The organism is Albidovulum sp. (genome assembly GCF_049646345.1).
Classification (GTDB): Bacteria; Pseudomonadota; Alphaproteobacteria; order Rhodobacterales; family Rhodobacteraceae; genus Albidovulum.
Window position 1 is genome coordinate 1 of sequence record NZ_JBARVQ010000001.1, and the last position, 9,005, is coordinate 9,005.

Here is a 9,005-nt window from a genome sequence, read left to right on the forward strand (position 1 = left end):
TCATTGAATCAGGGATTGAAGGCGCGGAAAGACGGTTTACCCTCACCGACATGAAAACACTGGCATCACCATGACTACTCCCCGCTTCCGTGTCGACTTCAACGAAATGACAGAGCCCGATCTTGTACTTTTATCGGCGTCCGGTACTCGCGAGGACAGTGAAGGGAATGCCGTACATCTTTCCGAAGGGCTTGCTGTCTCGGTCTTCTGCGAGGATTTGAGCGAAGCTGGTGAACGGGAAGACCTGAGTGCCGATGGCATTGTCGAGCGCAACCGTAACGTTGGCTGGAGTGCTCATGTAAAATGGTGCTGCCGCTTTTCACCTCCGGGGCTTCGGCACGTAAAGCCTTGACCCTCTGCGCCTAAGCGAACGCACGAGCCGAACCGTAGGCCGGGGTTCACCCCGGCTCTCTCCCGAAATGGCGGGGTGAACCCCGCCCTATAATATTCGCCCCCCCGGAACCCGGCCCAAATCAATTTCCGCTCACGGCCCCAGGGTTCCCCTTGCGGCCCGCAACGCCTGCGCTAGATTCCACTTTGCAGGACAGGCCAAACCGCCCCCTGCTGCCCATCGGGATCATCGCCCTGCCCGGCCAAGGCAGGCTCCCCTGACACCCCCCTGAGCATCGGACCGGACGGCATCAGCCGCCCGGAACCTCACGCGAAAAGGGAAGACCCATGTCCAAGGAAAAAAGCCGCGGCAACAAGGAAGCCAAGAAGCCGAAGAAGGTGCAGCCGAAGGTGCTCGCCACCGCCAATTCCGGTGCCGCCAAGGCCGACACCGTGATCGCCGGCAAGAAGATCAAGTGAACGCTCCCGGGTGGTCCCGGTCGCCGGGACCACCCCTTGCCCCCTAACGCCGCCTGAACCCGCCGTGCGCCCGTGCCATACGTTTTGCCGACGCTTTGCCGACGGAACGCAGACCGGTGCCGGTCCGGTTTTCCCGACCTGCGGAACGGTGCCCTTTCTGTTAGTCTGCCAATATTGATGAAAGGCATTTTCGAAGGGACCGAAGGGTAACAGGCCGGGGGTCCGGATTAACGCGGTATCCCGGCCGTACACGTCCTTTCACGTGCCCGCCAGAACACTGAAACATCCTCTGGCACGGACGCGAACCGCCCCCATGTCTTTCTCAGGTGAAGGAGGAAGAGATGACACGCAACGCGCCGAAACCGCCCGTCCCCAAGCCCCGTCCCGGCGACCGTCAGGCCCCGCAGCCGCGCGTGGCTTACCGCTTCACCGATTGGGCGATGATCTAAAGCGTTTCAGGGAATCGCTACGATCAAGTCATTGCAATAACAAAGATATCCGCCTGCCGCGAACCGGTCAGGCTCCGCGCATCCGGCCCCGGTTGCGCATGATGCGCCAGGCTTCCAGCACCACCAACGGCCCGCAATAGATTACGACTTCCATCATGTTATGCGTCGTCATCGCCCAATGGATCAGCGTCAGCACGGCCATTGGATAGATCCAGCGCTGCAAGGTCTTCCACTGCGGCCCCAGCTTTCTGACCGCCAGATCGAATGAGGTGATCGCCAGCAGGATCATGATCGGGAAAGCGATCCAGCCGGTCAGAATCTCCACCCGTTTGAAGGACCGGATCAACGATCCCATATTTGCGTTAACCAGCCAGAACAGCAGGTGCAGTAGGGCATAGCCAAAGCTCGCCACGCCAAAATATCGCCGCCGCTTGCGCAGCCATGGCAGGGGGCCGACCAGCATTTGAAGCGGCGTCACCGCCATCGTGAGGATAAGAAGCCAGCAGGACAGAACCCCGGTCCAGGGCACGAACGGCACCCGTCCCGGCAGGATGTGAAACCAGAGCAGGATGAACCAGACGGCAGGCAGCGTCAGCAGCGCCCAGAGCAGATAGATGTTATCCGTCAGCCGCCGCACCGGGCCGATCTGTTCATTCATGTGTCTTGCTCGCTATTCCGCTGCGAATGCCGTTTTCAACCCGGCCTCGCCTTCCTTCTTCACTTCGAACTCTTCATGATAGGAGCGTTCGACATTGACGTTCCAGACATCGTTGTTCTCGCCAAGGATGTTACGGGCGGCCAGCATCGCCGACAGCATCGAATGATCCTGATTGTTGTAACGATGCAGACCATTGCGGCCCACAGTCTGGAAATTCTCAAGGCTCAGCAGCCAGTCCTCGATCACATCGAGAGCTGCGCGGTAGTCGCCATCATAGACCGGATAGGCTTTCGGCTGACGGATGATCGCCGCGTCAATGACGTCGGTCGCCTTGGCAAGGCCCAGCTGCTCAAGCTCTTTCGAGGCAAGCTCACGCAGGTCCGCGTCGGACATGCTCCACAGCCCGTCACCTTCCTGGCAGAAATACTCCATGCCGATCGAGGCGGTATTTTGATCGGGAAGCATCTCTTTCGACCAGGCGCGGAAGTTCTGGATGCGGCCGACCTTCACCTTCGGCGAGTGGATGTAGATCCAGTTGTCGCGGAACGGGTCGGCATGATCCAGCACCAGTGTCACGATCAGGAAGTCGCGGTATTTGAGCATGTCCGCCGCTTCGACCACCTCGGGCGGTGGCGGCGGGTCGAAGGCATGGATCAGCTCGCGCAGCGCCATTGAGTTGACGAAGTGTTCGCCCTCGACACGCTCGACAACCGGCTCACGCCCATCTTCATGCCACTTCGTGACATCGACCGATGTGACACGGTTTCCGTCGCGGTTCACCTTCGTCACGGCCGAGCGCAGATGCACCTCGCCGCCCTGCTCATTGACGATCTGCTGCGTCTTTTCCCACATCATACCGGGGCCGAGGCGCGGATACTGAAACTCCTCGATCAGCGAGGTCGTATCATTGGCGCCCGAAATCGCGTTCCAGACAGCCTTGAACAGCGAAAGGTTCTTGATCCGCTGCGCCGCCCAGTCGGCGCGGATCTCTTTGGGATTGAGACCCCAGACCTTCTGCGTATAGCTGCGGAAGAAGTGCATGTAGAGCCGCCCGCCAAAGCGGTTGATCACCCATTCCTCAAAGTTCTCTTCCTTGCGGTAGGGCCGGACCTGCCACTTGAAGTAGCTCAGCAGGATACGCATCGACTCATAGGGGCCGATATTGGTCAGAGCGTTGAAAAGCTTCAGCGGATAGTCGAAGAACTTTTCACGGTAGTAGATGCGCGAAAGACGCGGGACGGTGATGAAGTCATCCTTCAGCACTTCGTGCCACATCGCCTCCACTTCCTTCACCTTCGTGAAGAACCGGTGGCCGCCGATATCAAAACGATAGCCATTGTTCGATTCCGTGCGGGAAATGCCCCCCACCATGTCGGAAGCCTCGAACACCAGCGGTTTGTGTTTGCCGCTGCGTTTCTGCAACTCGTAAGCCGCCGTAAGCCCTGCGGGGCCGCCACCTATGACGACTACCGGGCAACGTTCATCTTGCTGCATTTGTCCTACCACCGTTCCACAACTATGTTTTTTTGAAAAACCACCCATTGAGCCACCATTATACATGGCGCCCCACGGGCCTCAAAATGATCCTTTGGGTTACTCATCACCGAACCACCACATTTGGAACCAATCCCACCAAGAAGTGCCGGTTCGTTGAACATGGTGCACTATTGATCACCACGCCTAAAGCATTACATACAACCATAAGCATACCATCCCTCAAACTCACACGCGGAAGGATGGCCCATCGAATCGAATGCTGCGCACATTTCGCATCTGATCGCGCAGTCCGATTCACACCAATCATCCTCAACTACATGCATATCTAACACTTCGTTAGATTTTTACTACTGCACCTTGCTCCGGGCAGAGGCCCTTCGCATCGAAAACGTTGCGCGTATCGAGGATGAGCCGCGCCGACCGCGCCACCTGGGCGTAATCCACATTCGTATGATCCGTCGCCACAAGAACGGCATCATAGGCAGCCAGTGCCTCATCCGTCAGCGGCGCGGATTGCCGCCCGGCCAGCCCCGGATGGTCGCGCGTCACCGGCATGACGGGGAAGTAGGGGTCATGATAGTCGCAAGACGCGCCCATCTCTTCCAGCCGGTTGAGAATAGCGAGTGCCGGGCTTTCGCGCGTGTCCTCCACATCCTTCTTGTAGGCGATGCCGAGGATCAGGACCCGCGCACCCTTTACCGCAGCACCCGCCTTGCCAAGCTCGATCGCAACGCGACCCGCAAGAAGATCCGGGGCATGATCGTTGTTCAGCCGCGCCAGATCGACAATCGGCATGGCCGAGCCGACATCCTTGGCCCGCCACGAGAGGTAGACCGGCGAAACCGGAATGCAGTCGCCGCCGATCCCCGGCCCCGGATAGAAGGGCATATAGCCAAAGGGCTTGGTCGCGGCTGCCTTGACCACTTCCCAGACATCGACGCCCATCGCCTCCATCGCCACCTTCATTTCATTGACAAGGGCGATGTTCACCGTGCGGAAGCTGTTTTCAGCCAGCTTGACCGCTTCGGCGGTCGCAAGCGAACTGACCGGCACAGTTTTGGTCACGAACTGCGAATAGAACAGATCGACCAGATCCCGCGACCGGTGATCATCCGCACCGACGATCTTCGGGATCGTCTGGGTCGTGTAATTCGCGTTGCCCGGATCTTCCCGCTCGGGCGAGAAGGCCAGAAAGAAGTCCTCTCCCGCACGCAATCCGCGCGCTTCAAGGATCGGTTTCAGGACCGTCGCCGTCGCGCCCGGCCAGACAGTGCTTTCCAGAACCACAAGATGTCCGGGCCGCAGCCATTTGGCAATCGTCTCACCCGCACGGACAACATAGGCAAGGTCGGGTTCGCGTGTGTCAGACAGCGGCGTCGGCACGCAGATCAGAATGACATCGGCATCGGCAAGCACCGCTGGATCGCTGGATGCGGAAAACCGCCCCGACGCCACGGCATCGCTCACACGTGTCTCCGGGAAGTACGAAACCACGCGCTCACCCGCATTGATCGCGGCCACCCGGTCGGCATTCAGGTCAAGCCCGGTTACACCAAATCCCGACTCGCTGACTGTCAGCGCCAGCGGCAGGCCGACATAGCCGAGCCCGACCGTCGAAACCTGTGCCTCACGCCGGGAAATTCGATCCTTCAGCGTGGAATAAAGCGAAAAGACGTTGGTCATAAACAACCCTGTATCAAAAGAACGGCACCACACGGAAATGCAGCACGTCACCACCACCAAGGCTAATTTGCCACAATGACTATAGGTGCGGCAATGATCGTGCCGCCAGTCAGGAATGTTGTACCCTATTTGGCGACAGTTTCATGTCGTCTGCATCTTTGATCGCTTATATGACATGCCGATGGCCGTTCGGAAAGCTGCATGCTACGATCCAAGCGATTTGGTCGGACGGCTTTTTCGAGTGAGGCGATATGAGAATTCTGATTACCGGCGGCGCGGGCTTTATCGGGTCGCATCTGGCGGAACGACTTGTGGCCGAGGGGCACAGCGTCACCGCATTGGACGATCTTTCGACGGGAAGAAGGGAAAACCTCGCAAGCCTCGCGGGCAGCAACCGCTTCCGCTTTGTCGAGGGCACGATTCTGGACGCGCCGACCGTTCAGGCGCTGGTGGATGAGGCCGATGTGATCTTCCACCTTGCCGCCGCGGTCGGCGTCAAGCTGATCATGGACGAACCCTCGCGCTCGATCCTGACCAATGTCGGCGGGACCGAAACCGTGCTGAAGGCGGCGCTTAAGGACAAGAAACTGACCTTCGTCGCCTCGACCTCCGAGGTCTATGGCAAGGCCACGAAGTTCCCGTTCTCCGAGGATGACGATCTGGTCATCGGGGCCACCAAGAACCTGCGCTGGTCCTACGCCTCGGCCAAACAGCTCGATGAATTCCTGACATTGGCCTATGTGCGCGAGGCGAGCCTGCCCGCCATTGTGCTGCGGTTTTTCAACACGACCGGCCCGCGCCAGACCGGGCGGTACGGGATGGTGCTGCCGAATTTCGTACAATCCGCACTTGAGGGGCGGCCACTGATGGTTCACGGCACCGGCGAACAATCGCGCTGCTTTGGCCATGTGGCCGATGTGGTAGAGGCGATGATGCGGCTCTTGGCGACGCCCGCCGCCCAAGGTCAGGTCTTCAATGTCGGCAACGATCAGGAGGTCACGATTCGCGGCCTTGCAGAACAGGTGATCGCCGCGACCGGATCACGCTCCGATATCCAGCTTATTCCATACGAATCCGTCTATCCTGTCGGGTTTGAGGATATGGCCCGCCGCCTGCCCGATGTATCCAAACTGGAACGCGCCACCGGCTTCCGCCCGCGCCGGCCACTCTCCGAGATCATTGCCGATATCGTCGCTGAAAAGCGCGCGGCGATGGCGGCTTGAAGGCAGGGCAATCATGATCGGACAGGGACAGAAGGACTGGCTCTGGCTTGGCGCGATCCTCGCGCTGGCTGTTGCCTTGCGGATCTGGGGCCTCAACGCGCCGATGTGGCATGACGAGATCCAGACACTGGTGACCCATCTGAATCTCGGCTGGGGCGAGATGGTTCAGAGCTATTCGATGAACCATCACTACCTGCACAACATCCTTGCCAAGATCTCCATGACGATCTTCGGCGATGATCCCTGGGCAATCCGGCTTCCGGCGATGCTTTTCGGGTTGGGCACGCTGGCGGTAATCTGGGTGCTGGCACGCGGCATGGCCGGTGCGACGGTCGCGCATGTGACGACACTTCTGCTGACGCTCAGCTACCACCAGATCTGGTTTTCCCAGAACGCGCGCGGCTATACCGGGCTCGCCTTCTTCTCGGTCCTGGGAATGCTCTATTTCCTGCGCGGGATGGAACGGCCCCGGCGCGGAACGTGGATTGCCTATGGGTTTTGCCTTGCCGCCGCGGTCTTTACCCATCTGACGGGCGCCTTCTTCTTCATGGCGCAGGGGGTGATCTGGCTTGCCGTGGTTGCGATCCGCGGGCCACGCGGGCGGCTGGAAGGCGGTCTGATCCGGCTTCCCTTCCTGGGTTTCCTCGTTGGCGGGCTGATCACGGCCGCATTCTACCTGCCGCTGTTGCCAAGCCTCATCGACACGGTCTCCAACGTGTCCGGGACCTCGGCGACCGACGTCATGCAGGAATACCAGAACCCGCTCTGGACCGCGTTCGAGGCGATCCGGACGGGCATTGGCCATGCAGGTCCCCTGACCGCACTGGTCGGTGCTGCGGTGCTGATCCTGTCGATCCTCGGCGCCATCGCGCTTCACCGCGACGCGCCGCTCTTCGCGCCGACGACCTTCCTGCATATCGTCCTGACCGCCGGGCTCTTGATGGCCGTCGGCATGCGCATCTGGCCGCGCTTCTTCTTTGTCGATATCGCCTTTCTGATGCTGCTGATCGTCATGGGCGTGCAGCTGTGCTGCGCCCTGATCGGCCATTTTATCGGTGGCGAGCGGGTGTCGCGCGTTTTGTTCATCCTGTCGGCCATCGCCATGACCGCGATTTCCGCAGGCCTCGCCAAGCGCAACTACGATTTCCCCAAGCAGGACCTCGCAGGGGCCTATGCGTTTACCGAGGCGGAACGGAAGCCTGAAACACGTGTCTTTGCCATCGGTTATGCCGGGCAGGATTTCCGTGATCACTACAAGGCCGACTGGCCGATCCTCTTTACCAATGACGAATATGTCGCGGCGCTGGCAGCACCCGGCCCGGTGATCCTTGTCGTCGGCTTCCCCGAACGCAATTTCCGCGACGTGCCGCAACTGGCCATCGATGCGGATGCCTTTGGCCCGACGAATGTCTGTGCCCCCGACCATACCGCCCCCGTTCTGACGACGCTCCGTTGTTTCGGCGGCACGCTGGGCGACGGTAATGTGATCGTCTTTGGCCGTGACTGAAGCCAGCGATATCGTCATCGGCTCCGGCCCGTCCGGGGTCGCCGCCGCCAAGGCGTTGCTGGCGCGGGGGCGCAGCGTTCTGATGCTCGACGGCGGCAAGGTGCTGGAGGCGGAGGCCGAAGCTCGCCGCGCCGCCCTTTCTGCCACCGATCCGGGTGCGTGGGGTCAGGCCGGGCGCGACGACTGGATGGCGCCGCAATATCAGGCGGCACCCGGCCAGATCCGTCGCTACGGCTCGGATTTCGCGATGGAGCCCGGTGCCGATACCTTCGCCGACCTGCCCGGCTGGATGGGCCTGCGCGCCTCGCGCGCGGCGGGAGGGCTCTCGAACCTCTGGGGTTCGGCAGTGCTTCCTTACGCCCAGAAGGACATGGCGGGCTGGCCGATCACCGCCGACGACCTCGCGCCACATTACCGGGCGGTTGCCGGTTTCCTGCCGGTTGCGGGAACAAGCGACCCGCTGGAAACCCTTCTGCCCGCCTTCCCGATGGATGGCCGGACCGGGATCGACCCCGCGCCACAAGCGCGCGAATTGCTGAAACGGCTGTCGGCCCGGCAAGTGGCACTGGCGGAAATGGGTGTCCATGCGGGGTCTCCACGGCAGGCGGTCGATACATCGTGCCACCTTTGCGGCCTGTGCCTGCATGGCTGTCCCTTCGGACTGATCTGGTCGGCCCGCGACACGCTGACCGATCTGCGGCAACATCCCGGTTTCACCTACCGCCCCGGCGCGGTTGTGACCCGGGCAGAGGAAGAAGCGGGCGCGATCACGCTGCATCTTGCCGATGGCACGACTGTGACCGGTGCCCGCGCCTTCCTTGGCGCAGGCGTGCTGGAAACCGCGCGTATCCTGCTTGCGTCGCAGCCGAACCTTCAGGAACTGACCCTGAAGGACAGCCAGCACGCCTTCCTGCCGATGCTGCACCGCTGGTGGAACCGCACCCGTCCCGACCGGGGGCGCTTTCACACCCTGCCGCAGGCCTTTGTCGAGATAGACGAAGACGCGGTTTCGCCCTTCCTGATCCATTCGCAGATCTACACCTGGAACGAACATTTTCAGCGCGACCTGACCCTGAACTACGCGCGAAAACTACCGGGCTCTGCCCCGCTTTTCACCGCGCTGGCAAGGCGGCTGATCGTGGCGCAGATATTCCTGCATTCGGATCATTCGCACCGGA

6 protein-coding genes and 1 pseudogene are annotated in these 9,005 nt (G+C 60.8%); 4 read left to right on the top strand and 3 right to left on the bottom strand.

All coding sequences use genetic code 11. The features are described from left to right. Window positions 1-678 precede the first annotated feature (678 nt). Window positions 679-810 (top strand): hypothetical protein, encoded by a 132-nt coding sequence (locus WBB85_RS00005; protein ID WP_432636569.1) that lies wholly within the window; start codon window positions 679-681, stop codon window positions 808-810. A gap of 516 nt (window positions 811-1,326) precedes the next feature. Here the strand turns inward: WBB85_RS00005 and WBB85_RS00010 are convergent. From WBB85_RS00010 to WBB85_RS00020, 3 genes are all read right to left on the bottom strand, one after another. Next, window positions 1,327-1,917, bottom strand: coding sequence for a sulfite oxidase heme-binding subunit YedZ (locus WBB85_RS00010; RefSeq protein ID WP_432636570.1), 591 nt, complete (start codon window positions 1,915-1,917; stop codon window positions 1,327-1,329). 12 nt (window positions 1,918-1,929) lie between these two features. Next, window positions 1,930-3,411: an NAD(P)/FAD-dependent oxidoreductase gene (locus WBB85_RS00015; protein ID WP_432636571.1), complete on the bottom strand. Its 1,482-nt coding sequence runs from the start codon at window positions 3,409-3,411 to the stop codon at window positions 1,930-1,932. Between the two features lie 339 nt (window positions 3,412-3,750). Continuing rightward, window positions 3,751-5,097, bottom strand: coding sequence for a nucleotide sugar dehydrogenase (locus tag WBB85_RS00020; protein ID WP_432636572.1), 1,347 nt, complete (start codon window positions 5,095-5,097; stop codon window positions 3,751-3,753). Between the two features lie 251 nt (window positions 5,098-5,348). Between WBB85_RS00020 and WBB85_RS00025 the strand changes: the two genes are divergently transcribed. The 3 genes and pseudogenes from WBB85_RS00025 to WBB85_RS00035 all read left to right on the top strand — a co-directional run. Next, window positions 5,349-6,320 (top strand): NAD-dependent epimerase/dehydratase family protein, encoded by a 972-nt coding sequence (locus tag WBB85_RS00025; protein WP_432636573.1) that lies wholly within the window; start codon window positions 5,349-5,351, stop codon window positions 6,318-6,320. 13 nt (window positions 6,321-6,333) lie between these two features. Further along, window positions 6,334-7,827, top strand: coding sequence for a glycosyltransferase family 39 protein (locus WBB85_RS00030; protein ID WP_432636574.1), 1,494 nt, complete (start codon window positions 6,334-6,336; stop codon window positions 7,825-7,827). Then, a pseudogene (locus WBB85_RS00035) lies at window positions 7,820-9,005 on the top strand (hypothetical protein); the annotation flags it as partial. The gene WBB85_RS00030 and the pseudogene WBB85_RS00035, both read left to right, overlap by 8 nt.